General features: G+C 69.2%; 22 protein-coding genes. 12 read left to right on the top strand and 10 right to left on the bottom strand.

Going from position 1 to position 24,478, the window contains the following annotated elements; all coding sequences use genetic code 11:
• Nucleotides 1-72: 72 nt before the first annotated feature.
• Complete coding sequence (locus E1218_RS01970; RefSeq protein WP_132315563.1) at nt 73-549, top strand: MarR family winged helix-turn-helix transcriptional regulator; 477 nt, start codon at nt 73-75, stop codon at nt 547-549.
• A gap of 1 nt (nt 550) precedes the next feature.
• On the opposite strand, the gene ileS is transcribed toward E1218_RS01970, so the two are convergent.
• Nucleotides 551-3,706 carry an isoleucine--tRNA ligase gene (gene ileS / locus E1218_RS01965; protein ID WP_132315561.1) on the bottom strand — a complete coding sequence of 1,052 codons (3,156 nt, stop codon included), beginning with the start codon at nt 3,704-3,706 and terminating at the stop codon, nt 551-553.
• 541 nt (nt 3,707-4,247) lie between these two features.
• On the opposite strand from ileS, the gene E1218_RS01960 reads away from it, so the two are divergent.
• The 4 genes from E1218_RS01960 to E1218_RS01945 are packed head-to-tail and all read left to right on the top strand — an operon-like array spanning nt 4,248 to nt 7,127.
• Entirely contained in the window at nt 4,248-4,946 is a 699-nt protein-coding gene (locus tag E1218_RS01960) for a TraR/DksA family transcriptional regulator (RefSeq protein WP_132315559.1), read from the top strand.
• Nucleotides 4,919-5,584, top strand: a complete 666-nt coding sequence (lspA, locus tag E1218_RS01955) for a signal peptidase II (RefSeq protein WP_132315557.1) — start codon at nt 4,919-4,921, stop codon at nt 5,582-5,584. Before E1218_RS01960 ends, lspA begins: the two co-directional genes overlap by 28 nt.
• On the top strand, nt 5,581-6,513 hold the full coding sequence (locus E1218_RS01950; protein WP_132315555.1) for an RluA family pseudouridine synthase: 933 nt from the start codon (nt 5,581-5,583) through the stop codon (nt 6,511-6,513). The genes lspA and E1218_RS01950 overlap by 4 nt, the downstream gene beginning before the upstream one ends.
• Nucleotides 6,510-7,127, top strand: a complete 618-nt coding sequence (locus E1218_RS01945) for a Type 1 glutamine amidotransferase-like domain-containing protein (protein ID WP_165949083.1) — start codon at nt 6,510-6,512, stop codon at nt 7,125-7,127. Before E1218_RS01950 ends, E1218_RS01945 begins: the two co-directional genes overlap by 4 nt.
• Here the strand turns inward: E1218_RS01945 and E1218_RS01940 are convergent.
• Entirely contained in the window at nt 7,124-7,915 is a 792-nt protein-coding gene (locus E1218_RS01940; protein ID WP_132315551.1) for an alpha/beta hydrolase, read from the bottom strand. The two genes, E1218_RS01945 and E1218_RS01940, sit on opposite strands and share 4 nt — an antisense overlap.
• Nucleotides 7,916-8,156: 241 nt before the next feature.
• Here E1218_RS01940 and dnaE point away from each other — a divergent pair, with 241 nt between their 5' ends.
• The 3 genes from dnaE to E1218_RS01925 all read left to right on the top strand — a co-directional run bounded on the left by dnaE (nt 8,157) and on the right by E1218_RS01925 (nt 14,424).
• Entirely contained in the window at nt 8,157-11,705 is a 3,549-nt protein-coding gene (gene dnaE, locus E1218_RS01935; RefSeq protein ID WP_132315549.1) for a DNA polymerase III subunit alpha, read from the top strand.
• A 154-nt stretch (nt 11,706-11,859) separates the two neighbouring features.
• Nucleotides 11,860-12,480: a hypothetical protein gene (locus E1218_RS01930; protein ID WP_132315547.1), complete on the top strand. Its 621-nt coding sequence runs from the start codon at nt 11,860-11,862 to the stop codon at nt 12,478-12,480.
• A gap of 72 nt (nt 12,481-12,552) precedes the next feature.
• Nucleotides 12,553-14,424 (top strand): DUF3352 domain-containing protein, encoded by a 1,872-nt coding sequence (locus E1218_RS01925; RefSeq protein ID WP_132315545.1) that lies wholly within the window; start codon nt 12,553-12,555, stop codon nt 14,422-14,424.
• Nucleotides 14,425-14,502: 78 nt separating this feature from the next.
• On the opposite strand, the gene E1218_RS01920 is transcribed toward E1218_RS01925, so the two are convergent.
• Together E1218_RS01920 and E1218_RS01915 are read right to left on the bottom strand one after the other, a co-directional pair.
• Nucleotides 14,503-14,904 (bottom strand): nuclear transport factor 2 family protein, encoded by a 402-nt coding sequence (locus tag E1218_RS01920; RefSeq protein WP_132315543.1) that lies wholly within the window; start codon nt 14,902-14,904, stop codon nt 14,503-14,505.
• A 40-nt stretch (nt 14,905-14,944) separates the two neighbouring features.
• Nucleotides 14,945-15,748 carry a methyltransferase domain-containing protein gene (locus E1218_RS01915; protein ID WP_132315541.1) on the bottom strand — a complete coding sequence of 268 codons (804 nt, stop codon included), beginning with the start codon at nt 15,746-15,748 and terminating at the stop codon, nt 14,945-14,947.
• Nucleotides 15,749-15,854: 106 nt separating this feature from the next.
• On the opposite strand from E1218_RS01915, the gene E1218_RS01910 reads away from it, so the two are divergent.
• Nucleotides 15,855-17,432: a helix-turn-helix domain-containing protein gene (locus E1218_RS01910; protein WP_132315539.1), complete on the top strand. Its 1,578-nt coding sequence runs from the start codon at nt 15,855-15,857 to the stop codon at nt 17,430-17,432.
• Nucleotides 17,433-17,536: 104 nt separating this feature from the next.
• A complete protein-coding gene (locus E1218_RS01905; protein WP_132315537.1) occupies nt 17,537-17,905 on the top strand; it encodes a VOC family protein in 369 nt (122 codons plus the stop codon).
• A gap of 10 nt (nt 17,906-17,915) precedes the next feature.
• On the opposite strand, the gene E1218_RS01900 is transcribed toward E1218_RS01905, so the two are convergent.
• Entirely contained in the window at nt 17,916-18,110 is a 195-nt protein-coding gene (locus tag E1218_RS01900; protein ID WP_233711935.1) for an ArsR/SmtB family transcription factor, read from the bottom strand.
• Here E1218_RS01900 and E1218_RS01895 point away from each other — a divergent pair.
• A complete protein-coding gene (locus E1218_RS01895) occupies nt 18,102-18,371 on the top strand; it encodes a type 2 periplasmic-binding domain-containing protein (RefSeq protein ID WP_132315535.1) in 270 nt (89 codons plus the stop codon). The two genes, E1218_RS01900 and E1218_RS01895, sit on opposite strands and share 9 nt — an antisense overlap.
• Nucleotides 18,372-18,468: 97 nt before the next feature.
• Here E1218_RS01895 and recQ read toward each other — a convergent pair whose 3' ends face one another.
• Genes recQ through E1218_RS01880 form a run of 3 tightly spaced genes read right to left on the bottom strand, consistent with a single transcriptional unit; the run spans nt 18,469 to nt 21,641 of the window.
• Nucleotides 18,469-20,313 (bottom strand): DNA helicase RecQ, encoded by a 1,845-nt coding sequence (recQ, locus tag E1218_RS01890; RefSeq protein ID WP_202865712.1) that lies wholly within the window; start codon nt 20,311-20,313, stop codon nt 18,469-18,471.
• Between the two features lie 58 nt (nt 20,314-20,371).
• Nucleotides 20,372-20,800: a VOC family protein gene (locus E1218_RS01885; protein ID WP_132315533.1), complete on the bottom strand. Its 429-nt coding sequence runs from the start codon at nt 20,798-20,800 to the stop codon at nt 20,372-20,374.
• Complete coding sequence (locus E1218_RS01880; protein WP_132315531.1) at nt 20,739-21,641, bottom strand: helix-turn-helix domain-containing protein; 903 nt, start codon at nt 21,639-21,641, stop codon at nt 20,739-20,741. The genes E1218_RS01885 and E1218_RS01880 overlap by 62 nt, the downstream gene beginning before the upstream one ends.
• A gap of 123 nt (nt 21,642-21,764) precedes the next feature.
• Between E1218_RS01880 and ilvD the strand changes: the two genes are divergently transcribed.
• Complete coding sequence (gene ilvD, locus E1218_RS01875) at nt 21,765-23,615, top strand: dihydroxy-acid dehydratase (RefSeq protein ID WP_132315529.1); 1,851 nt, start codon at nt 21,765-21,767, stop codon at nt 23,613-23,615.
• A 279-nt stretch (nt 23,616-23,894) separates the two neighbouring features.
• Here ilvD and E1218_RS01870 read toward each other — a convergent pair whose 3' ends face one another.
• Nucleotides 23,895-24,203, bottom strand: a complete 309-nt coding sequence (locus E1218_RS01870) for a type II toxin-antitoxin system PemK/MazF family toxin (RefSeq protein WP_132315527.1) — start codon at nt 24,201-24,203, stop codon at nt 23,895-23,897.
• The gene (locus tag E1218_RS37905; protein ID WP_132315525.1) at nt 24,203-24,448 is read right to left on the bottom strand and encodes a ribbon-helix-helix domain-containing protein; all 246 of its coding nucleotides are present in this window, start codon (nt 24,446-24,448) and stop codon (nt 24,203-24,205) included. The genes E1218_RS01870 and E1218_RS37905 overlap by 1 nt, the downstream gene beginning before the upstream one ends.
• Between the last annotated feature and the right edge of the window lie 30 nt (nt 24,449-24,478).

The following is a 24,478-nucleotide window of genomic DNA, read 5'->3' as shown; positions in this document are numbered from 1 at the left end:
CCATGGCGCGGCACTATACAACCATGGTTGTATAATAGCTGATATACAACCATGGTTGTATAGTGCCGCGCCATGGAGTTCGATCCGGCAGACGCCGACCTCTCGCTGGCTTCGCTGTTCACCGGCTGGGCGCTGGCGGACGAGCTCCAGCGGCGGCTGGTCGCCGACGGGTTCGCCGACACCCGGTTCGCCGATGGGGTCGTGTTCCAGCATCTGGTCGGCGGGCCGGTGACGATCAGCACACTCGCCGAGCGGCTCGGCGTGAGTCAGCAGGCAGCGTCCAAGTCCGTCGTGGAGCTGGAGAAACGCGGCTACCTGAGCCGCGAGCCCGATCCTGCCGATGCGCGTGCCCGCCAGGTCGTGCTGACCGCCCGCGGTGACGCGGTGATCGACGCGGCCCGGCGGCACCGGGCCGCGCTGGAGTCGGAACTTCGGACTGCTCTGGGCGCGGACCGGGTCGAGGCCGCGCGGGTGGTGCTGGTGGACGTGATCAACCTGCTGGGCGCCGCCCCGGCCTTGCGGGCCAGGGCGGCGCGCCCACCACGCTGACTCAGGCCTTCGTGAGCCAGTAGGTCAGCTGCAGGTCCTCGTCGGTGCCGCTGGCAACCTCGGCGGACTCCGACGGGGCCGACTGGCTGAGCTCGACGGCGAGCACCTCGCGGCCGATCTCTTCGGCGTGCTTGCCGAGGGCATCGGTCAGGTCGGCGTCCGTCGAGGTCAGCCAGACCCTGATCCGGTCGGACACCTCCAGGCCGGCGTTCTTCCGGGCCTCCTGCAGCGTCCGGATGACCTCGCGAGCCAGCCCGGCCTGCTTCAGCTCCGGCGTGACCTCGAGGTCGAGGGCCACGGTCTCACCCTGCTCGTTCACCACCGACCAGCCTTCCCGCGGCCGCTCGGACAGCAGCACCTCGGACACGCCGACCTCGACGTTCTCACCGTCGACCACGACGGTGGCCGTACCGGACGCCTTCAGGGCGGCGGCCAGCGCGGCCGCGTCGGCGGCGGCGATCGCGGCCGCGACCACCGGGGTCTGCTTGGCGAACCGCTTGCCGAGCTCGCGGAAGTTGCCCTTCGCGGAGAACTCGACCAGGTCGGCGCCGGCCGACGACAGCGGCTCGACCGAACCCACGTTCAGCTCGTCCGCGATCTCCCGGAGGAGCTCGGCGGACAGGTCCGCGATCGCGGCCGACCCGACCAGGGCACGGGACAGCGGCTGGCGCGTCCGCACCTTCGCCTCCGCCCGGGCCGACCGGCCGAGTTCGACGACCCGGCGCGCCATCGACACGTGCTGCGCGAGACCGTCGTCGATGAGCGTCGCGTCGTACGCCGGGAAGCTCGCCAGGTGCACCGACTCCGACAGCTCCGGGTTCACCGGGCGGAACACGTCCTGCCAGACCCGCTCGGTCACGAACGGCGTCAGCGGCGCCATCACCCGGGTGAGTACGCCGAGGGTCTCGTGCAGCGTGGCGAGCGCCCCGGGCTCACCGGCCCAGAAGCGGCGCCGCGAACGCCGGACGTACCAGTTGGAGAGCACGTCGACGAACGAGTTGATCAGCGAGCCGAGCCGCTGGGTGTCGAAGTCCGCGTAGGCCTCGTCGGTGTCCCGGACCAGCCGGTGCGTCTCGCTGACCAGCCACCGGTCGAGCACCGAACGCTCGGCCACCGGCGGGACGTCGGCTGTCGGCGACCAGTCGGCCAGTCGTGCGTACAGGGCGTGGAAGGCGACCGTGTTCCAGTAGGTGAGCAGCACCTTGCGGACGATCTCGTTCAGCACGTTCGGCCCGATGCCGCGCGCCTTCCACGGCGACCCGGAGGCGGCCATGAACCAGCGCACCGCGTCCGCGCTGTGGTCGTCCATCAGCGGGATCGGCTCCAGGATGTTGCCCAGGTGCTTGGACATCTTCCGGCCGTCCTCAGCCATGATGTGCCCGAGACAGACGACGTTGCGGTACGACGACTCGTCGAAGACCAGCGTGCCGACGGCCATCAGCGTGTAGAACCAGCCGCGGGTCTGGTCGATCGCCTCGGAGATGAAGTCCGCCGGGTACGACTGCTCGAACTTCTCCTTCGAGCCCTCGGCCCACGGGTAGCCCCACTGGGCGAACGGCATCGCGCCGGAGTCGTACCAGGCGTCGATCACCTCGGCCACCCGCCGGGAGTCGCCGCCGCAGGTCGGGCAGGCGAAGGTGATGTCGTCCACGTACGGCCGGTGCGGGTCGGTGTCGCTCAGGTCCCGGCCGGCCAGCTCGCCGAGCTCGGCCAGCGAGCCGATGCAGACCTCGTGGTCGTCCGCGCACCGCCAGATCGGCAGCGGCGTACCCCAGTAGCGGGAGCGGGAGACGGCCCAGTCGATGTTGTTCCGCAGCCAGTCGCCGTACCGGCCCCACTTGACCGAGTCCGGGTACCAGTTGGTCTTCTCGTTCTCCCGGAGCAGGGCGTCCTTCACCTGCGTGGTGCGGATGTACCAGGAGGGCAGCGCGTAGTACATGACCGGCGTGTGGCATCGCCAGCAGTGCGGGTACGGGTGCTCGTACGGGACGTGCCGGAAGAGCACTCCGCGCTCCTGCAGGTCCTTGACCAGCGCCTCGTCCGCCTTCTTGAAGAACTGCCCGCCGACCAGCGGCAGGTCGGCGGCGAAGTGGCCGTCGTTCTCGATCGGGTTCACCACCGGTAGCCCGTACGCACGGCAGACGGCGAGGTCGTCCGCACCGAACGCCGGGGACTGGTGAACCAGACCGGTGCCGTCCTCGGTGGTGACGTACTCGGCCAGTACGACGTAGTGCGCCGGCTCGGGGAACTCCACCAGCTCGAACGGCCGCTGGTACGTCCATCGCTCCATCTCGCGGCCGTCGTACCGGCCGGTGACCGTCCAGCCCTCGCCGAGCGTGCTCAGCAGCGGCTCCGCGACGACCAGCGACTCGGTGCCGTCGGTGGCGACGACGTACTGCACGTCAGGGTGCACCGCGACGGCCGTGTTCGAGACAAGCGTCCACGGGGTCGTCGTCCACACCAGCAACGACACGGTCTGGCCGGTCTTGTCAGCTAATGGCCCGGACGTCAGCGGGAAGCGCACGTACACCGACGGGTCGATCACGGTCTCGTAGCCCTGCGCGAGCTCGTGGTCGGACAGGCCGGTGCCGCAGCGCGGGCAGTACGGCGTGATCCGGTAGTCCTCGACCAGGAGGCCCTTGTCGTGGATTTGCTTGAGCGACCACCACACGGACTGGACGTACTCCGGGTCCATCGTCCGGTACGGGTGCTCCAGGTCGACCCAGTAGCCCATCCGCTCGGTCAGCTCTCTGAACGCGTCCACATGCCGCAGCACCGACTCACGGCACTTGGCGTTGAACTCGGCGATCCCGTACGCCTCGATGTCGTTCTTGCCGTTGAAGCCGAGCTCCTTCTCGACCGCGACCTCGACCGGCAGGCCGTGGCAGTCCCAGCCGGCCTTGCGCTCGACCCAGTAACCCTTCATGGTCCGGTACCGCGGGAAGACGTCCTTGAAGACGCGGGCCTCGATGTGGTGCGTGCCGGGCATCCCGTTCGCGGTCGGCGGGCCCTCGAAGAAGGTCCACGGCTCCCCGCCGGCGGACTGCTCCAGACTCTTGGCGAAGGTGCCGTGCTCATCCCAGTGGACGAGCACCTCCCGCTCGAGCGCGGGGAAGTCCACCTGCGCCGGGACCTGTCGCCACGGAGTTGCTGCCATCTCAGTTCGTCCTTCGTCGAGCGCTGCTGCCTGCTGGACGAGGGACGAAGCACCGGCGTCTCGTACGCCGGCCCGCGCGGTACCACCCTCCTTGGCGGCCTGAACTTCGGGCCACCCACTTCCTTGACGCGTCGCTGCCGGTTCTAATAGGTCCCTGCGGACTGTTCTTCCGGCGGCTCCGGGGTGATGGCCCCATCACTGCCTTGCGGATCGCGGTTGCCAGTGTACGACGGCGTACCAGGCAACTACGAATCGTTAATCGGTGGTCAGGCGAGTGCCGAGCCAGGAGAATTCTGCTGCCGCACGGGGATGGCTCGAGGGGGAGGGGAACGCTGCACCGGCCGGCTTCGAACGATAGCCCGGCTGATACGTAACGGGATGCCGAAATGCGGCTGTGACGCGCGGAACATCGAGTGACCTTGAAGAACCGACTACCGTATGTCCACGGTCTGCGCGTCGGACTGGCACGTGGGAAACACGTGGCCTAGTGTCTTGCGACCAGTCCGCTTCAGTCTCCGACTAAGGCAGGGGGTAGCTGACCATGGCTACATCGGCTCCCAAGAAGTCCGCCCCCCAACGCACCGCCGCGGCCAAGAAGAGTGCCGCGAAATCCGCCGAGCCGGCCAAGACGACGGCCCGCAAGGCACCGGCGAAGAAGACGACGCCGGCGACGAAGACTTCCGCGAAGAAGACGGCGGCGAAGAAGTCGACCGGTACCTCCGCGGCCAAGAAGGCTCCGGCCAAGAAGACCCCTGCCAAGCAAGCTCAGACGAAGAGGGTGGCCATGAAGACGAACGAGAACAGGACCCCGGCGACGGCGCCGGCGAAGTCCGCAGCACACAAGGCAGAGACCCTCACGGTGAAATCCGGCGAGACCCCGTGGACGGCGGCCGAGCTGGCGGAGCTGCGCGGTGAGCTGGAGGCCGACGTGGTGCACCTGAAGAAGGAGATCCGCGACGCCGAGCAGGAGATCGTCGGGCTGCTCCGCGACGGCGGGGACGGTGCCGGCAACGACCAGGCCGACGTCGGGTCGACCACCCTGGAGCGCGACCACGAGATGTCGCTGGCGAACAACGCCCGCGACATGCTCGACCAGATCGAGCGCGCGCTGTCCCGGATCGAGAACGGGACCTACGGCATCTGTGAGAGCTGCGGCAACGCGATCGGCAAGGGTCGGTTGCAGGCGTTCCCGCGTGCGACACTGTGCGTGTCATGCAAAGAACGCGAAGAACGCCGCTGAGCGACCCCGACACGTCCCGGGCAGGGGACACCCCCGCCGACCCAACGGAACCGGCCGACACCGCGTCGGCCGGTTCTCCGTCGTCTCCGCGGGCCGCCGGCGACCCGGCCGACGCCACCGGGGGTGACGGCGCGCGTCCGCGGCGTCCGTCGTGGAAGCTGGTGGCGTTGTTCGGGGCGGTCGGTCTGCTGATCCTGTTCCTGGACCAGTTCACCAAGACGCTCGCGCTCGAGCACCTGACGCCGGGTGAGCCGGTGAACGTGATCGGGACCTTCCTGCGGTTCAACCTGATCCGGAACTCCGGGGCCGCCTTCAGCCTCGGCGCCGGCTACACGCCGTACATCAGCGCGATCCAGATCGCCGTCGCGCTGGGCGTGATCTACCTGTCCCGCAGGCTCGGCTCGGTCGGCTGGGCGGTCGCGTTCGGGCTCCTGTTCGGCGGCGCGGTCGGCAACATCCTGGACCGGATCTTCCGCGAGCCGTCGCCGTTCCACGGTCACGTGGTCGACTTCCTGCAACTGCCGAACTGGGCGATCTTCAACGTCGCGGACATGGCCGTCACCTCGGCCGCCGTCCTGCTGGTGATCCAGACGCTGCGCGGGATCCGGCTCGACGGGACGAAAGAACTGAAGAAATGAGCGGTGACTCGCGGACCCTGATGGTTCCGGACGGGCTGGCCGGCGAACGCCTGGACGCGGCGCTGTCCCGGCTGTTCGGCGTGTCCCGGACCAAGGCCGCGGAGTTGATCGAGTCCGGTCTGGTCCAGGTCGACGGCGCGCCGGCGGCCAAGTCGGCCCGGGTCTCGGCCGGCGTCATGCTCGACGTCGAGCTGCCATCGCCGCCCGCCGAGGTCACCGTCGTCCCCGAGACCGTCGAGAACCTCCGGATCGTGTACGACGACGACGAGATCGTGGTCGTGGACAAGCCGGTCGGCGTGGCCGCGCACCCGTCGCCCGGCTGGGCCGGCCCGACCGTGATCGGCCACCTGGCCGGCGCGGGGTTCGCCATCTCCACCAGCGGCGCGGCCGAGCGTAAGGGGATCGTGCACCGGCTCGACGTCGGCACGTCCGGGCTGATGGTCGTCGCCAAGACGGAGTACGCCTACACCGTGCTCAAGCGGGCCTTCAAGGAGCGCACGGTCAAGAAGATCTACCACGCGCTGGTCCAGGGTCATCCCGACCCGTTCACCGGCACCGTGGACGCGCCGATCGACCGGCACCCGCACCACGACTACAAGTTCGGCGTGGTGGCCGGCGGCAAGCCGAGCGTCACGCACTACGAGACGCTCGAGGCGTTCCGGTACGCGACGCTGCTCGAGATCACCCTCGAGACCGGCCGCACCCATCAGATCCGCGTCCACATGTCCGCGATCGGTCATCCGTGCTGCGGCGACCTCACATACGGCGCCGACCCCGTGCTGGCCGAGCGACTCCGGCTCTCCCGGCAGTGGCTGCACGCGATGCGGCTGGGCTTCGACCACCCGGGCACGGGGGAGTACGTCGAGTTCACCTCGGAGTACCCGGACGACCTCGACCACGCGCTCGACCTGCTGGTGGACAGCCAGTGAAGCTCTACCTGTCCTCGTTCCGGCTGGGTGACCACCCCGAGCGGCTGGTCGCACTGCTGCCGACCGCCGCGCGAGTGGCCGTCATCTGCAACTCCATCGACGCCGAGGATCCGGCGCTGCGCCGGGAGAAGGTCGCCGACGAGCTCACCTGGCTGACCGAGCTCGGTCTGCGGCCGGAAGAGCTCGACCTCCGGGACGCCGGCGACCTGCGGACGCGGCTGGCGCCGTACGACGGACTCTGGATCCGCGGCGGGAACGTCTTCGTCCTGCGGGCGGTGATGGCGAAGAGCGGTGCCGACCAGGTCCTGCCCGAGCTGATCCGCGAGGAGAAGGTCGTGTACGCCGGGTACAGCGCCGGCGCGTGCGTCCTGGCACCCAGCCTGCGTGGCCTGGAGCTGTGCGACCCGACCGACGCGGTCGAAGGCGAGATCGTCTGGGACGGACTGGGCGTTCTGGACCATGCGTTCGTTCCGCACCTCGACTCGCCCGGTCACCCCGAGACCGAGCTCGTCGCGAAAGTGGCCGGCCTCTACGACCGCACCGGCGTCGCCTACGTCCCGATGCGCGACGGCCAGGCGTTGGTGGTCGACGGCGACCGCCGCGAGCTCGGCTAGAGCTGCTCGACCAGCCTGACGACGGCCGCGACGACCTCCGGCCCGTGCACCAGCGCGGCGTCGTTGTGGTCGGCGCCCGGGATCTCGACGACGTCCTTCAGCGTCGGCGCGGCCTCGGCCACCTTGCGACTTTGGTCGGACGGTACGACGGAGTCGTCGCTGCCGTAGACCACGGAAACGGGTGCCTTCACGGCGGCCAGGTGCTCGGCCAGCGGGAACTTGTCGCGCAGCAGCAGCCTGACGGGCAGGAACGGGTAATGGACCTGCCCGACCGACGCCAGGTCGACGAACGGCGACCGCAGTACCAACCCGGCCGGTGCCTCCGAAGTCGCCAGCTCGGTCACCACCGCGGCTCCGAGACTCTCACCGAAGTACACGATCCGGTCCGCTGGTACGCCGGAGTCGACCAGGTACTGCTGGGCCGCACGTACGTCCCGGGCCAGTCCGCGCTCGCTCGGGCTGCCCTCGTTGCCACCGTACCCGCGATAGTCGAACAGCAGCACCGTGAGGCCTTGAGCGGACAGCGCTCGGGCCAGCGGAGCCCGTCCCGCCCGGTTGCCACCGTTGCCGTTCGCGACCAGTACGGCGACGTCGCGGGCGGGTTGCTGCCCCGGCACCAGCCAGGCGCCCAGCCGCAGTCCGTCGCTCGTTTCGAGCTCCACATCTCGGCCCACGCTGGTCGTGACCGCGGTGGTGTCGGGCAGATAGATGAGCTGCCGCTGATACCCCCACAGCACGGCCAGCAGCAAGACGACCACCGACACCAGGATCAGCGCGACCCGCACCATGTCCACAGTGTGCGCCCTGGCGGTCTCAACGGCGCGGGTCGGGCCTACGCCGAGTCAGTGGTAGTCGAGCCTGATCTCCCTGAGACCCTTCCTGCGTCAGGTCGGCCGCTCCACCTTCCTCTCGGGGTCCGGATAGCGACCGCATCGGCGTGCCAGGCAGGCCCCTCACGGAACTTGTCGGTGGACCCGATTAGGCTGCTTCGAGTCACCCTCACTCACGCCCTGGGAGGTCTGCGCAGACATGGCGTCCAGCGACAGTTTCGTGCATCTACACGTGCACACCGAGTACTCGATGCTGGACGGCGCCGCGCGGATCGACGAGTTGTTCAAGACCGCCCAGGAGATGGGCATGCCGGCGATCGCCACCACCGACCACGGCTACGTGTTCGGCGCCTACGAGTTCTGGCGGACGGCGAAGAAGTACGACGTGAAGCCGATCATCGGCGTGGAGGCGTACCTCACCCCGCACACCCACCGCAGCGAGCGCAAGCGGGTCAAGTGGGGCGACGCGAACGCGGGCCGCGACGACGTCTCCGGCAGCGGTGCCTACACGCACATGACGCTGCTGGCGAAGAACACCTCCGGCATGCACAACCTGTTCAAGATGAGCTCGCTGGCCAGCCTCGAGGGCTACTACTTCAAGCCCCGGATGGACCGCGAGCTGCTGAACACCTACGGCCAGGGCCTGATCGCGACCACCGGCTGCCCGTCCGGCGAGGTGCAGACCCGGCTCCGGCTCGGGCAGTACAAGGAGGCCGTCGAGGCGGCCGCGGAGTTCCGCGACATCTTCGGCAAGGAGAACTTCTACTGCGAGCTGATGGACCACGGGCTCGGCATCGAGCGGGACGTCCAGAAGGACCTGCTCAAGCTGGCCCGCGAGCTCGACCTGCCGCTGGTCGCGACCAACGACCTGCACTACACCAAGCCCGAGGACGCCACCGCGCACGCGGCGCTGCTGTGCGTCCAGTCCGGCTCCACGCTGTCCGACCCGAACCGGTTCAAGTTCGACGCGAACGAGTTCTACGTCAAGACCGCGGCCGAGATGCGCGAGGTGTGGAAGGAGCTGCCGGAAGCGTGTGACAACACGCTGCTGATCGCCGAGCAGTGCGATGTCAGCTTCACCGAGGGCGAGGGCCGGTTCATGCCGCGCTTCCCCTGCCCCGAGGGCCACAACGAGGAGTCCTGGTTCGTCGCCGAGGTCGAGACCGGCCTGCACAAGCGGTACCCCGAAGGCATCCCGGACGTGGTCCGCAAGCAGGCGGAGTACGAGATCGAGGTCATCACCTCGAAGGGGTACGCCGGGTACTTCCTGGTGGTCGCGGACTTCATCAACTGGGCCAAGGAGCACGGCATCCGGGTCGGCCCGGGCCGCGGTTCCGGCGCCGGCTCGATGTGCGCGTACGCGATGCGGATCACCGACCTCGACCCGCTCCAGCACGGCCTGATCTTCGAGCGCTTCCTGAACCCCGAGCGGATGTCGATGCCCGACTTCGACATCGACTTCGACGACCGCCGCCGCCCCGAGGTGATCCGCTACGTCACCGAGAAGTACGGCGACGACCGGGTCGCGATGATCGTCACCTACGGCACGATCAAGGCCAAGCAGGCGATCAAGGACGCCGGCCGGGTGCTGGACTACCCGTTCGCGATGGGCGACCGGATCACCAAGGCGATGCCGCCCTCGGTGATGGGCAAGGACATCCCGCTGTCCGGGATCTTCGACCCCCAGCACAAGCGGTACTCCGAGGCCGGCGAGTTCCGCCAGCTGTACGAGTCCGACCAGGACGTCCGCAAGATCGTCGACACCGCCCGCGGCCTGGAGAACCTGAAGCGCCAGTGGGGTGTGCACGCGGCCGGCGTGATCATGTCCAGCGAGCCGCTGATCGACCTGATCCCGATCATGCGCCGCGAGCAGGACGGCCAGGTCATCACCCAGTTCGACTACCCGAGCTGCGAGACGCTCGGCCTGGTCAAGATGGACTTCCTGGGCCTGCGCAACCTGACGATCATGGACGACGCGGTCAAGAACGTCGAGGCCAGCCGCGGCATCACGCTGGACCTGGACGAGCTGGCCAAGACGCTCGACGACGGTCCCACCTTCGAGCTGCTCGGCCGCGGTGACACCCTCGGCGTCTTCCAGTTCGACGGCGGCCCGATGCGGGCGCTGCTGCGGCTGATGAAGCCCGACAACTTCGAGGACATCTCCGCGGTCGGCGCGCTCTACCGGCCCGGCCCGATGGGTGCGAACAGCCACACCAACTACGCCCTGCGCAAGAACAAGCAGCAGGAGATCAGCTACCCGCACGACGAGCTCGCCGACGCCCTCGAACCGATCCTCGGGACGACGTACGGCCTGATCGTCTACCAGGAGCAGGTGATGGCGATCGCCCAGCAGCTCGCGGGCTACACGCTCGGCAAGGCGGACCTGCTCCGCCGGGCGATGGGCAAGAAGAAGCGCGAGGTGCTGGACGCGGAGTACGTCGGCTTCTCCGAGGGAATGAAGGCGAACGGCTTCTCCGAGGGCTCGATCAAGGCCCTGTGGGACGTGCTGGTCCCGTTCTCCGACTACGCGTTCAACAAGGCGCACTCGGCGGCGTACGGGCTGGTCTCGTACTGGACGGCGTACCTCAAGGCGAACTACCCGGCGGAGTACATGGCCGCCGTCCTGACGTCCGTGAAGGACGACAAGGACAAGATGGCCATCTACCTGAACGAGTGCCGCCGGATGGGCATCAAGGTTCTCCCGCCGGACGTGAACGAGTCGGACTCGAACTTCACCCCGGTCGGCACCGACATCCGCTTCGGCCTGTCCGCGATCCGCAACGTCGGCGTGAACGTGGTGGCCGAGATCGTCGCGTCCCGGGAGGAGAGTGGCCGGTTCACCGACTTCGTCGACTTCATCGACAAGGTGCCGCTGCCGGTCTGCAACAAGCGGGTGATCGAGTCGCTGGCCAAAGCGGGGTCGTTCGACTCGATGGGGCACGCCCGGCGCGCGGTCGTGGCGGTGCACGAGCAGGCCGTCGACGAGGCCATCGACCTGAAGCGGAACGAGGCGCACGGTCAGTTCGACCTGTTCTCGATGGGGGACGACGAGGCCGCCGAGGGTGAGGGCAACAGCCGGCTCACGGTCACGGTCCCGGAGATCGAGGAGTGGGACAAGGCGACCAAGCTCGCGCACGAGCGGGACATGCTCGGCTTGTACGTCTCCGACCACCCTCTGTTCGGTGTCGAGCACGTGCTCACCAACGGCAGCGACTGCACGATCGGTCAGCTGCTCGCCGACGAGGACCGGCCGGACGGTTCGCAGGTCACCATCGGCGGCCTGGTCACCGCGGTCCAGCGGAAGGTGAACAAGCGCGGCGACATCTACGCGATCGTCACCATCGAGGACCTGGAAGGTTCGATCGAGGTGATGATGTTCTCCTCGGCGTACCAGTTGCACGCGCACCTGCTCACCAACGACGCGATCATCCTGATGAAGGGCCGGGTCCGGCGGCGTGAGGACCGGATCGAGCTGAGCGGCAACGAGGTCGTCGTCCCGGACCTGACCGAGGGGCCGAGCGGACCGGTGGTGATCACGATGGCGGTCAACCGGTGCACGCCACCGGTCGTCGAGCAGCTCCGCGACGTCCTGCAGTCGCACCCGGGCATGACCGAGGTGCAGCTCCGGCTGCAGGCCCGGCAGAAGACCACGGTGATGCGCATCGGCGACCGCTTCCGGGTGACCCCGACGTCGGCGCTGATGGCCGATCTCAAAGCCCTGCTCGGCCCTTCCTGCCTCGCCGGCTGAGAACAGCCGGCCGGTCAGCCTCGCCTGACGTACGGAGGCACGGTCGGTCGCCGCCAAGGGCGGGCAGACACGTGGACGTCGGCTCGGGCGGCGGTGGATCCCCGGTCGGCCGGTCGATTGGGTCGCGGTGGATCGGGTGCGGCACACTGTCGAGGTGACGCAACCGCAGCCTGCTCAGCCATCGCCGTACCTGCCCCCGCCGTCGGGGGTTCCTTTTGGTACGCCGCCTCCGCCGGAGCCGGCGTTGCCGTGGGCGAAGGCGATCGCGGTCACCGTCGTCGTCTTCCTGGTCGCCGGAGTGGTCGCGGGGTGGGCGTGGCAGCAGTTCTCGCCGCTGGCGCAGTACACCGTCGACGAGAACGGCGGTGCCCTCGGCGAGGAGCAGATGACCCGGATCTTCGGGCCGGACGGCACCTTCACCGCGATCGGTTTCATCACCGCTCTGGTGCTCGGTGGCGCCCTTTTCTGGTGGCTGCGGAACTACGGTCCGTGGTCGGTCGCGATCGTGGCGCTCGGTGCCGCTCTCGGCGCCGGCGTCGCCTGGGGCGTGGGCATGCTGCTCGGCCACGAGCCGATCCAGCCGCGGCTCGAGGCGGCCAAACCGGGTGACCTGGTTCCAGCGCCGCTCGAACTGCACACGTGGACCCCCGCTGCGGCATGGTTGGTCGGTGCGGCGCTGGCGGTCGCGATCATCGCCGCCACCACCTGGCGGGCCGAACCGGTTGCAACCACTTCGCAACCTCGCGCGTCCGAGTCCTCGCCGCAGGTGAACTAGCCTGTCTGGTCGGGTCGCTGCGAGTCACGACCCAGCCGGCGGGTGAGGCCGCTGGACCACGTGAGGGAGCATATGTCCGACCGAAACACCCCGCCCGATCCGCAGTACCCGGGAGCCGGCGGCCCGCAGAACCCGAACCAGTACGGCACGCAACGTCCGCCGGTGAATGCTCAGGGCAACCAACAGGCTCCGTGGCAGCAGCCGGGGCAGTACGGTCAGCCCGGCCCGCAGCAAGCCGGCCAGCAGCAGCCCGGCCCGCAGTACGGCGGGCGGCCGGGTCCGCAGTACGGGCAGCCGGGTCCACAGCACCCCGGACCGCAGTATGGCGGGCAGCCGCAGCAGCCGGGTCCGCAATACGTCGGGCAGCCGCAGCAGCCGGGTCCGCAATACGTCGGGCAGCCGCAGTACGGGCAACCCGGTGGGCAGTCGGCGTACGAGCAGCTGCACGTCGGCAGGCAGCCGCCGCAGGGGCCCGGCAACGGACCGGGGCAGCGGCAGTGGCAGCCGGCGCCGAAGAAGAAGCGCGGCAAGCTGGTCCCGCTGATCGCGGCGCTGGCGATGGTGCTGGTGGTCGCCGGCGGCGGCATCTTCGCCTACGGCAAGCTGAACGGCGGCAAGCAGCCGGCCGCGGTGCTGCCGGGAAACGCGATCGCCTACGCCCGCGTCGACCTGAACCCGTCGGCCGGCCAGAAGGTCGCCGCGATCCGGTTCATGCTGAAGTTCCCGTCGGTCAAGGAGAACCTCGGCCTGACCGGTGAGCAGGACGACCTCCGGCAGAAGCTGTTCGAGAGCATCAAGAAGTACGCCGGTGACGACCTGGCCGACGTGGACTACGAGAACGACGTCAAGCCCTGGCTCGGCGAACGCGCCGGCCTGGCCGCGCTGCCCGCCGCCGACGGCGGCGACGAGCCCGACGTGGTGGTCGCCGTCGAGGTGAAGAACGAGGACGAGGCCACCAAGGGCCTGGACAAGCTGTTCGCCACGGAGGACGAGAAGCCCGGCCGCGCGTTCAGCAACGGTTACGTGCTGCTCGGCGACGACCAGGCCGTCGTCGACCAGGCCGTTGCCACCAGCAAGGACAATCCGCTGGAGAAGAACGCGAGGTTCAGCGCCGACATGGACGCCCTCGGCGAGCAGGGGTTCGCCTCGGTCTGGGCGGACATGAAGGGCATTGCCGGGATCTCCGGCAAGGTCCGGTCGGAGCAGCTGGCCGGGATCTCGGACGCGTCGATGGCGGCCGCGCTGCGGTTCGACGCGTCGTACGTCGAGCTGAAAGGCATCGTCCACGGCGACCGGAGCACCAAGGTCGACGGCGCCGACGCCGGTGAGCTGATCGGTCAGCTGCCCGACACCACGGCGGCCGCGCTCGCGGTCTCCGGCGGCGAGAACCTGGTCGACACGATGTGGAAGCAGCTGGAGAAGGCTTCGAACAGCAACATCCAGGAGCTGACCGAGGGCATCACCGAGGAGACCGGTCTGAAGCTGCCGGACGACCTGAAGATCCTGCTGGGCAGGAACCTCGCCGTCGCCATCGACAAGAACGCCGGCAACGGTCCGAAGATCGCGGCCCGGATGAAGACCGACCCGGCCAAGGCCGAGCCGGTGGTGGAGAAGCTGACCACGCTGCTGCGCCGCAAGGCCGAGGCCGACATCCCGATCGAGACCGCCAAGGACGGCGACTCGCTGGTGGTCGCCACCGACCAGTCGTACGCCGAGCAGGTTCTCACGGGCGGCAACCTCGGCGGAACCGAGAACTTCACGCAGGCGCTGCCCGACACCAAGGGCGCGGTCGCGATCGGCTACCTCGACTTCGAGGCGGCCGGCTCGCTGAGCAAGCGATTCAGCTCCGACAAGGACCTGTCCGCCCTCCGCACCGGCGGCTACGTCGTCCGCTCCACCGACAACGGCGAGGCCGAGTTCAGCCTCCGAGTAGTCGCGAAATAACCCCGTCGAAGAAGCCCGGACGGCACTGGCCGTCCGGGGCTTCTGCACGGATTCAGTGTCCTTGATGGGATCGCGAGGTCAGGTCCGCTGCCGGTACAGGTCGTGGACGATGCGCCAGGCGCCGCTCGTCTTCGACAGATGCACGTAGTCGGGGTATTCCTCGGTCGCGACCTGGGCCGAGGCGATGTCCCCTTCGACGTGATGCACGATGACCTCAACGGCCGCGTTGGGCGAGCGGCCGCCGCCGACGCGCGTGAGCTGCACCATCTGGGTCTTGGTGACCCGGCTCAGGTCGCCGGGTACAGCTGCGTGACTGGTTGTCCGCTTGACCAGGTCGTCGTGGAGTGAACGGTCCATCCGCTGGGCATCGCTGGAGCGCCACGCGTCGATGTAGTCACGGACCACGGCCTCGACGGCCTCAGCCTCCGCGAGATCCATCGCGTTGGAATGGCGATCGATCGTGTGCCGGTCGTGGGTCATGTCACTCTCCGATCATGGCCTCGGCTCGCGGGCAGCGGTGTCACTCGGGGGTTGCGACCAGCACGTACCCGGTCAGCGGAATCGTCAACTGCTCCTCGCTCTCGGTCCGGAACGGCTCGTAGATGGCGTAGGAGTCTGCGACGATCGCCTCCAACTCCGCCTGCGAGAGCCGGTCGGCGAGCGGGGTGGCGTTCACCTCGGTCAGCACCATCGCCTCCACGGACGGGAAGGTCGCCGGCCGCTCGTGGTTGTGAATCGCGGTCACCCGAAGCCCGGCGGCGGCACACCGCTCGCACATGAGCTCACGGTCCCCGTGCACCCAGTAAGTCCCGAGCATCCGCACCGCGTCTGCCCCGGCATGCCGGCCCACCATGGCGATCCACGGACCGTAGGCGGGCTGGTCCTCGCGGAGGTCGAACACCTGCACCGCCACCTTCCCGCCGGGTCGGGTCACGCGTCCCATCTCACGCAGTGCGCCGACAACGTCAGGAAAGAACATGGCGGCGGACTGGCAGGTGACGGCGTCGAAGGACCCGTCCTCGAACGGCAACGCCGCCACGTCGCCCTGCTGCCAGGTCAGGTCCGGTCCCCGCCGGGCGGCCACCGCCAGCATCGCCTGATTCAGGTCCAGTCCGGTGACGTGCCCGGTCGCCCCGACGCGCTCCGCTGCATGCCGGGCGACGATCCCCGTCCCGCAGGCGACGTCGAGAACGTCCTGGCCGGCCCGCACGTCGGCCGCGTCGAGCACGGCGTCGACCCAGTGTGCGAACAGGGCGGGGACGAACCGTTCCTCGTAGAGCTCGGCCTGCTCGGGAGTGATCTGGAAGGTCTCTGTGGTTGCCATCGTGGTCTCCTGTGCCGGGTTCTGCTCACACTGCCCGGTCTGGTCTCGCGGAGCATCGGACAGATGCCCTATTCGACATCCGGCCGATAATGAGGGCGTGGGTACCGTGGACCTCCGGCTGCTCGAGCGGCAGGCGGACCAGTGCGCCGAGGCCGGTGACTATGCGGCGTCCTTGGCGCTGCGTGAGCGTGCCTTCGCCCACTGGCGAGAGCGTGGCGACCTCCGCCGTGCGGCCTACCTCGCGGCCTACCAGATCGCCTTCGACCACCTCGCGTTCTTCGGTAACCAGGCGGTCGCCCAGGGCTGGATCGAACGCGCCACGCACCTGGCAGAGCAGGCGGGTGATTGTGCCGAGGCCGGCTGGGTCGCCCTGTCCCGCGTGCTGTACACGGCTGACCCGGCGGTGCGGGCTGAGCTCGTCGACGAGGCGACCCGTCTCGCGCAGCGTTTCGGTGACAATGACCTACGCTTCGACGCGCTCGCCTTCGCCGGCCTGGCGCTGGTCGAGGAGGGAAGGGTCAGCGAAGGGATGCGCCAGCTCGACGAGGCCGCTGCCGCTGCTCGCGGAGGTGAGGTCACGAGCCCGGTAGTGGCGGGTGAGATCTATTGCAAGCTGCTGGTCGCCTGCGAGAGCACCCTCGACGTCCGGCGGGCAGAAGATTGGCAGCGAGTCACGTCGCCGCTTGGCGACCGCCCCGCTGTGGCGTGGGCATCAGCGATCTGCCGCACGCACTACGGGGGCATCCTGGTGGTCGCCGGACGGTGGGACGAGGCCGAGCACGAACTCGAGGAGTCGCTGCGCCTCTACGACGCCAGCTACCGGGCGCTCCGCTCCGCGGCGCTGGCGCGGCTCGCCGAGCTCAGGGTACGGCAGGGGCGGCTGAGTGAGTGCCGCGAGCTGCTCGCCGGACAGGCAGTGGATGCTTATGCCCTGCGGCCGTGGGCGCGGACGGAGTGGCTCACTGCGGGCGACGCCGCCGAGCGCGGTGTGGTGGCTGCACGACTGGAGCGTGCGTTGGGCAGGCAGGGGAGGGGCCTCCTCGATGTGCCGGTGATGGCTCTACTGACCGAGATGCAGGTGGCCTGCGGTGATGTGTCCGCGGCGACGCGCACCGCTCGAACAATGGTCGAGCTGACCGCCTCTGACCCGGTCGAGGCTCTGGTGGGCTACGCCCGACAAAGCAATGCCTGCGTGGCCGCCGCCGCTGCCGGGGGGAGGAGCGGGTCGGGGCTCGATGGTGTTGTCGAGGAACTGGAGAGCGCGATCGCCAGCTTCGCCGCGGCCCAACTCCCCTTGGAGGCCGCCTGTGCCAGGCTGCGGCTCGCCGAACTCGTGCAAGCCGAGGACCCGGCGCTGGCGAGGGCGGAGGCCCGGACCGCCGCGGAGTCCTGTGCCTGGCTCGGCGCGAACCTCGAGCTGGACCGGGCCACCGCGCTGCTGCGCACGCTCGGCGGCCCGGCGCGTACCGGCGTACGCCGTGTCGGGTCGCTCACCGACCGCGAGACGGAAGTGCTCGCACTCGTGTCTCAGGGTCTGAGCAACCCGCAGATCGCCGAAAGGCTCTACATCAGCCCCAAGACCGCCTCCCACCACGTGAGCAACGTCCTGGCCAAGCTGGGAGTGCAGAACCGGGCCGAGGCCGCCGCGTGGGCAGCCGCACACGGCCGGACCGGGCGTCGCTGACGTCTGCGCTCGCCTGCACCAGAGAAGTTCGTCGGTCGATGTCGAAATCCCCGGCGTGGTCTCTACCTCCTGGTGAAAGCACACCCTGTCACCAGGAGGTAAAGATGAACCATTTCACCGACATCCGGACCATCGGCGTGCCGGTCGGCGATCAAGATCGTGCGGTCGCGTTCTACACCGGGACGCTGGGGTTCGAGCTGTTGATGGACGCGCCTCTGCCGGAGATCGGCGGACGCTGGATCGTGGTCGCCCCGCCCGGCGCCCCGACCAACCTCGCGCTCACTCCTCCTGCGAACGGTGGCCCAGCCGACACCGGCGTCCGCCTGGTCACCGCCGACGCCGCCGCGGCTCACGCGCACCTGGACCAGCAGGGTGTCGACACCGACGAGTTGGTCACCTGGCCGGGCGTCCCGCCGATGTTCACCTTCCGCGACCAGGACGGCAACACGCTGTACGTCGTCGAGGAGGGCTGAGGCCGCGTTCTCACACCGCCACACGGTCGAGCGGTACTGGCTGGTTCGGGGCCAGAGCGCCCGCCGGCGTTATGTGGGCGAAGATCTGGTCCACGAGAGTGAGGATGTGCGGGTCGTCGACGGTGTAGATGTGGCGCCTGCCCTCGCGGCGCGCGCTGATCAGGCCGGCCAGGCGAAGTTTGGCCAGGTGCTGGCGATGGAGCACGTCGCGGCCGGACGCGGTGTCTCGATCATCCCGTTGTCGGTGGCGAACTTCTGCCAGCGTCCGGACGTGGCCGCCGTACCGGTGAACGACCTCGCCATCAACAAGGTCTGCCTCGCCTGGATCGCATCCCGACGCTCCCGCCTCGTCTACGACTTCGCCGACGTCGCTGCCGACATCGACTGGCGGTGGTCACCGGTCGCTGGATCTGGCCGCCCCGCCCAGGCTCCGGCAAGCGTTCGGCCACCGCGGCGCCATGCCTGACCACAGCAACGACGCCGCTCCGACCACGGCGCGACTCTCAATTCCTTTGAATGCGCGACACTCGGCACCTGCCCGCTACTGCTGGGATTGGGAGACCCTAGGCGTCGTCGGTCAGGGCTGCCAGCACGCCCTCGCCGTACTTGGCGAGCTTGTTCTCGCCGACGCCACTGATTCCGCCGAGCTCGGTGAGGCTGGTCGGGAGGTCGGTGGCGATCTGGCGGAGCGTCGCGTCGTGGAAGATGACGTACGCCGGGACGCCTTGCTCCTTGGCGACACCGGCGCGCCAGACGCGCAGCCGTTCGAAGATCGGCGCGGCCTCGGGGGTGAGGTCCGCGGCCGCCTTCTTGGCGCTCGACGACCTCGACGAGCGGCTCAGGCGCTCCGGTTCGCGGCGCATCATCACCTCGCGGCGACGGCCGAGGACCTCGCCGCTCTCCTCGGTGAGCACGAGCGTACCGTAGTCGCCTTCGACCGTGAGCAGCCGCTGGGCCAGCAGCTGCCGGACCACCCCGCGCCACTCGGAGTCCTTCAGCTCCGTACCGATCCCGAACACGGTCAGCTGGTCGTGCCGGAACTGCCTGACCTTGTCGGTCTCCTTGCCGAGCAGGATGTCGATCAGCTGACCGGCGCCGAACTTCTGCCCACGCTCGTGCTGCAACCGGTAGACCGTCGACAGCAGCTTCTGTGCCGCGATCGTCCCGTCCCAGGACTCCGGCGGGGTCAGGCAGGTGTCGCAGTTCCCGCAGGGGTCACCGTGCTGACCGAAGTACGCGAGCAGTTGCGACCGGCGGCACTGCACGGTCTCGCACAACGCCAGCATCGCGTCGAGATGCGCGCTCAGCCGGCGACGATGGGCGAGATCACCCTCGGACGTCTCGATCATCTTCCGCTGCTGGACGACGTCCTGCAGGCCGTACGCGAGCCAGGCGGTCGACGGCAGCCCGTCCCGCCCGGCCCGGCCGGTCTCCTGGTAGTAGCCCTCGACGGACTTCGGCAGGTCGAGATGCGCGACGAACCGGACGTCCGGCTTGTCGATACCCATCCCGAACGCGATCGTCGCGACCACGACCAGGCCGTCCTCGCGCAGGAACCTGGCCTGGTTCCCCGAGCGGGTACGGCTGTCCAGGCCGGCGTGGTACGGCAGCGCCTCGATCCCGTTCTTCGTCAGGAACTCGGCGGTCTTCTCCACACTGTTGCGGGACAGGCAGTAGACGATGCCCGCGTCACCGGCGTGCTCGGTGCGGAGCAGGTCGAGCAGCTGCCGCTGCGGATTGTCCTTCGGGACGATCCGGTACTGGATGTTCGGCCGGTCGAAGCTGGCGACGAAGTGCTTCGCGTCGGTCAGCTTCAGCCGGGTCGCGATCTCCTGGTGGGTCGCCTCGGTCGCGGTCGCGGTGAGGGCGATCCGCGGGACGTCAGGCCAGCGCTCGTGCAGCTCCGACAGCATCAGGTAGTCGGGCCGGAAGTCGTGGCCCCACTGGGACACGCAGTGCGCCTCGTCGATCGCGAACAGCGCGATCTTGCCCTGGTCGAGCAACCGCACCGTCGACTCGACCCGGAGCCGCTCCGGCGCGAGGTAGAGCAGGTCCAGCTCACCGGCCAGGAACGCCTGCTCGACCTCGCGCCGCTGCTCGAAGTCCTGAGTGGAGTTGAGGAACCCGGCCCGGACGCCGAGCGCCGTCAACGCGTCCACCTGGTCCTGCATCAACGCGATCAACGGTGAGATGACGACGCCCACACCGGATCTGACCAGGGCCGGGATCTGGTAGCACAACGACTTCCCGCCCCCGGTCGGCATCAGCACGAGCGCGTCCCCGCCGGCCACGACGACATCGATGATGTCGGCCTGCTGACCGCGGAAGGCGTCGTACCCGAACACCCGGCGGAGCACCTGCAGCGCTTCGCCGGCGGGTTCGTCCAGTACTGCGGCTGTCTCGGTCACCCGGCGATTCTACGGAGATCGACGGCACCGCACAGGCCGACGAGCGGATGCCTGTGGATTACTCGACGATCTCGCCCCGGTAGGTGCCGACGCTCCACAGGTTGCCCTCCTGATCCTTCACCGTGAAACCCCGCGACCCGTAGTCCTCGTCCCGCAGTCCGCGGACGACGACCGCACCGGCCGCGATCGCCCGGGCCAGCAGCCGGTCCGGGTCGTCGTGCACCAGGTAGACCGACTGCGGGTGCTCGGCCAGCCAGGAGAAATCGTCCTGCTCGCGCTGCCGGCCGACCGAACTCACCATCACTCCGCCGCCCGGCGGCCAGGCCAGCTCGGAGTGCGCGATCGATCCTTCGGTGTCACCGGCGTACAGGCAGATCTGGGTGAAGCCCAGGCCCTCGGTCAGGAACTTCAGCGCCGCGTGGCCGTCACGGTAGACGAGCGTCGGCCAGACGCCGACCACGATCTTCTTCTCGGTTGTCGTGTTCATACCCCGACTCTGCGCCCGCACCGGCCGGCTGGTCTTGAACGTTTGGGAAGACCTCCTCGGCGACCCACTGCCGCGGTGAGCAGCCCGCGATCGTGTTCCACTCCCGGGTGAGGTGCGCCTGGTCGGCGTACCCGAGCTCGGCCGAGAGGTCCGCCAGCCGCAGCTTCGGGTCGCGCCGGAGCCGGCCGACGGCCTGCTCGAACCGCATCACCCGCCCGGCCACCTTCGGCCCCAGCCCGAACTCGATCGTGAACCGGTCCGTCAGGTGCCGACGGCTCCACCCGACCTCGGTCGCCAGCTCCTCGACACTGACCGCCCCGGCCGTCTCGCGGAGTCGCCGCCAGGCCCAGCCGAGCTCGGCCCGGGGGGCCGGCGCGGGCTCGTCCGCCCAGTGCTCGAGCAACACGCGCTCGACGATGTCGAACCGATCGACCCACGTCGGCGCCGCCCGCAGGCGCTCGCTGATCGCCCGCGCGGGGCTGCCGAGGACGTCGTCCAGCTCCACCACCATCGACGCCAGCTCACCCGGCGGCAGCCCGAGCAGCGCCCGCGCGGCGGCGGGCCTGAGCGCCAGCTGGATCCCGGACCGGTTGGGCGACTGGCTGATGTGTACGGCGGTCGAGTGCAACCCACCGACGACGGTGCCGTACGTCGTGACCGGTGCTCCCGGCCAGGCGAGGCCCAGCGGCTCGTCGAGGGTGATGACGAGAGTGAGGTACTGGGAGGGCAGGCCGCGGTGCAGCGCCGGCGGCTGACCGGGATAGGCGTACCCGGTGACCTCGGCGACGTACGGGCGCAGCGCGGGGTGCACCCGCCGCGAGTGGAACTCGAAACCTGCCATGTCCACAGGCTAGGACCGGCCGCGGACACTTTCACGCTCTCCGCGATGCGGGACCCGCGTACCGCCATCTGGACGGGCATGGCACCATCGGGGGAGTCGTTCCACGCCTAGGGGAGAGTCATCGTGCCTGCACTGAGGTCCCGCACCGTCACCCACGGCCGCAACATGGCCGGAGCCCGCGCGCTCATGCAGGCGTCCGGGGTAGCCCGGGAGGACTTCGGCAAGCCGATCGTCGCGGTCGCGAACAGCTTCACCGAGTTCGTCCCCGGCCACACCCACCTCGCACCGGTCGGCCGGATCGTGTCCGAGGCGATCCACGCGGCCGGCGGGATCGCCCGCGAGTTCAACACGATCGCGGTCGACGACGGGATCGCGATGGGCCACGGCGGGATGCTGTACAGCCTGCCGTCGCGGGACCTGATCGCCGACTCGGTCGAGTACATGGTCGAGGCCCACTGCGCGGACGCGCTGGTGTGCATCTCGAACTGCGACAAGATCACCCCGGGCATGCTGATGGCCGCGCTCCGGCTGAACATCCCGACCGTGTTCGTCTCCGGCGGGCCGATGGAGGCCGGCCGGGCCACGCTGGTCGACGGCACCGTGCGCAAGCTCGACCTGATCGACGCGATGTCCGAGGCGGTCAACGAGAACGTCTCCGACGCCGACATCCTGCGGATCGAGGAGAACGCCTGCCCGACCTGCGGCTCCTGCTCCGGCATGTTCACCGCGAACTCGATGAACTGCCTGACCGAGGCGATCGGCCTGTCGCTGCCCGGCAACGGCTCGGTGCTGGCGACCCACACCGCCCGCCGGGCGCTGTACGAGAAGGCCGGCGAGACCGTCGTCCGGATCACCAAGCGGTACTACGACACCGACGACGCGACCGTGCTGCCGCGGGCGGTCGCCTCCAAGGAGGCGTTCGGGAACGCGATGGCGCTGGACATCGCGATGGGCGGGTCGACGAACACGATCCTGCACCTGCTCGCGGCCGCGCAGGAGGCCGAGGTCGGTTTCGACCTGGACGACATCAACGCGGTCTCGCGCCGGGTGCCGTGCCTGGCCAAGGTCGCCCCGAACGTGGCGCCGCAGGGCACGTACTACATGGAGGACGTCCACCGGGCCGGCGGCATCCCGGCGATCCTCGGCGAGCTGCACCGGGCCGGGCTGCTGAACGAGAACGTCCACACCGTGCACAGCGACTCGATCGACGAGTGGCTGAAGACCTGGGACCTGCGCGGCGGCTCGCCGTCGCCCGAGGCCGTCGAGCTGTGGCACGCCGCCCCGGGGTGCAAGCGGTCGGCGACGGCGTTCTCGCAGTCGGAGCGGTGGGAGACGCTCGACACCGACGCGGCCGGCGGCTGCATCCGCGACCTCGAGCACGCGTACTCCGCCGACGGCGGTCTCGCCGTGCTCAAGGGCAACCTGGCGGTCGACGGCTGCGTGGTGAAGACGGCCGGCGTGGACGAGTCGATCTGGACGTTCCAGGGGCCCGCGGTGGTGTGCGAGTCACAGGAGGAGGCGGTCGAGAAGATCCTCGCCAAGCAGGTGCAGCCGGGTGACGTCGTGGTGATCCGGTACGAGGGCCCGAAGGGCGGCCCGGGGATGCAGGAGATGCTCTACCCGACGTCGTTCCTGAAGGGCCGCGGGCTGGGCAAGGTCTGTGCCCTGGTCACCGACGGCCGCTTCTCCGGCGGGACGTCCGGCCTGTCGATCGGCCACGCGTCCCCCGAGGCGGCGTCGGGTGGCACCATCGCCCTGGTCCAGGACGGCGACCAGATCCGCATCGACATCCCCGACCGCTCGATCGAGCTGCTGGTCGACGAGTCCGAGCTCACCGCCCGCCGCGAAGCTCTCGGTGGCGTCTACGCGCCGAAGAACCGCGACCGCAAGGTCTCCCAGGCCCTCCGCGCCTACGCCGCCATGGCCACCAGCGCCGACAAGGGCGCCGTCCGGGATATCTCCAAGCTGAGCTGAACCAAGCCGGTCCGAGATTGGGGTCGGGGTGGGCTTGAGGTTGGACTGTTCTGGTGAGCTGAGACCCCTTGTGGTGGGCTGGAACCTGAAATAGCAGGTCTCAGCTCACGGTTTCCTGTCCCAGCCCCCGGCCCGGATCGAGGCTAGGTCTCGGCATCCGGACCGTGCCGGCCGCTGGTGGTCAAACCGCGTGGAATCCGGAAGCCGGACCCAGCCCTCGTGTACCGCAACCACCCCGGGCACACACCCACAGTCGCCCTACCGCAGCCCGAGCACACGTCACAGTGCGCCTTCGAGGTCGAAGGCGAGGACGATGGACTCGAACAGCTGGGCTTCCTGATCGGCGTGGAGATAGCCGATCAGACGGCCGAGCTGGAGCTTCGGGATCGTCTGGATGTTGTCGCAGCTGATCGCGCTGTCGTGGTCGAGGCCGTTGCGCGGGCCGACCCGGACCTCGGTGGACAGGCCGCGGATCGTGCTGGTGATCGGGGCGACGGTCACGTTGGTGAGCCGCGGGCGGATCAGCTCGCGGGTCAGCACCACCACCGGCCGCGGCTTGTCCAGCCGGGCGACGTGGATCGGCCGCATCAGTCGAGGTCGGTGAGCACGGTCCCGGACGCGGCGGCGGCAAGGCCGCCCAGGTCGTCCGGAACGTCACTGCCGCCGTGCTCGGTAAGGATGGCGAGATCACGCGCGGCCAGCTCCCGGCGCCGTTCACGCTCCATCGCCCGGGCGACCACGGTGGCCCGGCTCGATGCTTTGTCGGCGGCCACCAGCTGGTCCATGAACTCCACCAGCTCGTCCGGCAACCGCACAGTGATCTGCTTGCTCATACCAAGAGCATACCGTGCTGGGATTCAGAA

This window comes from Kribbella turkmenica, assembly GCF_004348725.1.
Classification (GTDB): domain Bacteria; phylum Actinomycetota; class Actinomycetes; order Propionibacteriales; family Kribbellaceae; genus Kribbella; species Kribbella turkmenica.
Note: the sequence above shows the minus strand (reverse complement) of the source record. Positions and strands in the feature narration are given on the sequence as shown.

Bases quoted from the DNA above. Each gene is read 5' to 3' on its own strand.
- E1218_RS01880 (WP_132315531.1), bottom strand. From the start codon at position 21,641: ATGGCAGGTTTCGAGTTCCACTCGCGGCGGGTGCACCCCGCGCTGCGC.
- E1218_RS01920 (WP_132315543.1), bottom strand. From the start codon at position 14,904: ATGACCCACGACCGGCACACGATCGATCGCCATTCCAACGCGATGGAT.
- E1218_RS01885 (WP_132315533.1), bottom strand. From the start codon at position 20,800: ATGAACACGACAACCGAGAAGAAGATCGTGGTCGGCGTCTGGCCGACG.
- lspA (WP_132315557.1), top strand. From the start codon at position 4,919: ATGCAAAGAACGCGAAGAACGCCGCTGAGCGACCCCGACACGTCCCGG.
- E1218_RS01905 (WP_132315537.1), top strand. From the start codon at position 17,537: ATGAACCATTTCACCGACATCCGGACCATCGGCGTGCCGGTCGGCGAT.
- E1218_RS01895 (WP_132315535.1), top strand. From the start codon at position 18,102: ATGGAGCACGTCGCGGCCGGACGCGGTGTCTCGATCATCCCGTTGTCG.
- E1218_RS01970 (WP_132315563.1), top strand. From the start codon at position 73: ATGGAGTTCGATCCGGCAGACGCCGACCTCTCGCTGGCTTCGCTGTTC.
- E1218_RS01960 (WP_132315559.1), top strand. From the start codon at position 4,248: ATGGCTACATCGGCTCCCAAGAAGTCCGCCCCCCAACGCACCGCCGCG.
- E1218_RS01950 (WP_132315555.1), top strand. From the start codon at position 5,581: ATGAGCGGTGACTCGCGGACCCTGATGGTTCCGGACGGGCTGGCCGGC.
- E1218_RS01870 (WP_132315527.1), bottom strand. From the start codon at position 24,203: ATGCGGCCGATCCACGTCGCCCGGCTGGACAAGCCGCGGCCGGTGGTG.
- E1218_RS01915 (WP_132315541.1), bottom strand. From the start codon at position 15,748: ATGGCAACCACAGAGACCTTCCAGATCACTCCCGAGCAGGCCGAGCTC.
- dnaE (WP_132315549.1), top strand. From the start codon at position 8,157: ATGGCGTCCAGCGACAGTTTCGTGCATCTACACGTGCACACCGAGTAC.
- E1218_RS01925 (WP_132315545.1), top strand. From the start codon at position 12,553: ATGTCCGACCGAAACACCCCGCCCGATCCGCAGTACCCGGGAGCCGGC.
- E1218_RS01940 (WP_132315551.1), bottom strand. From the start codon at position 7,915: ATGGTGCGGGTCGCGCTGATCCTGGTGTCGGTGGTCGTCTTGCTGCTG.
- ileS (WP_132315561.1), bottom strand. From the start codon at position 3,706: ATGGCAGCAACTCCGTGGCGACAGGTCCCGGCGCAGGTGGACTTCCCC.
- E1218_RS37905 (WP_132315525.1), bottom strand. From the start codon at position 24,448: ATGAGCAAGCAGATCACTGTGCGGTTGCCGGACGAGCTGGTGGAGTTC.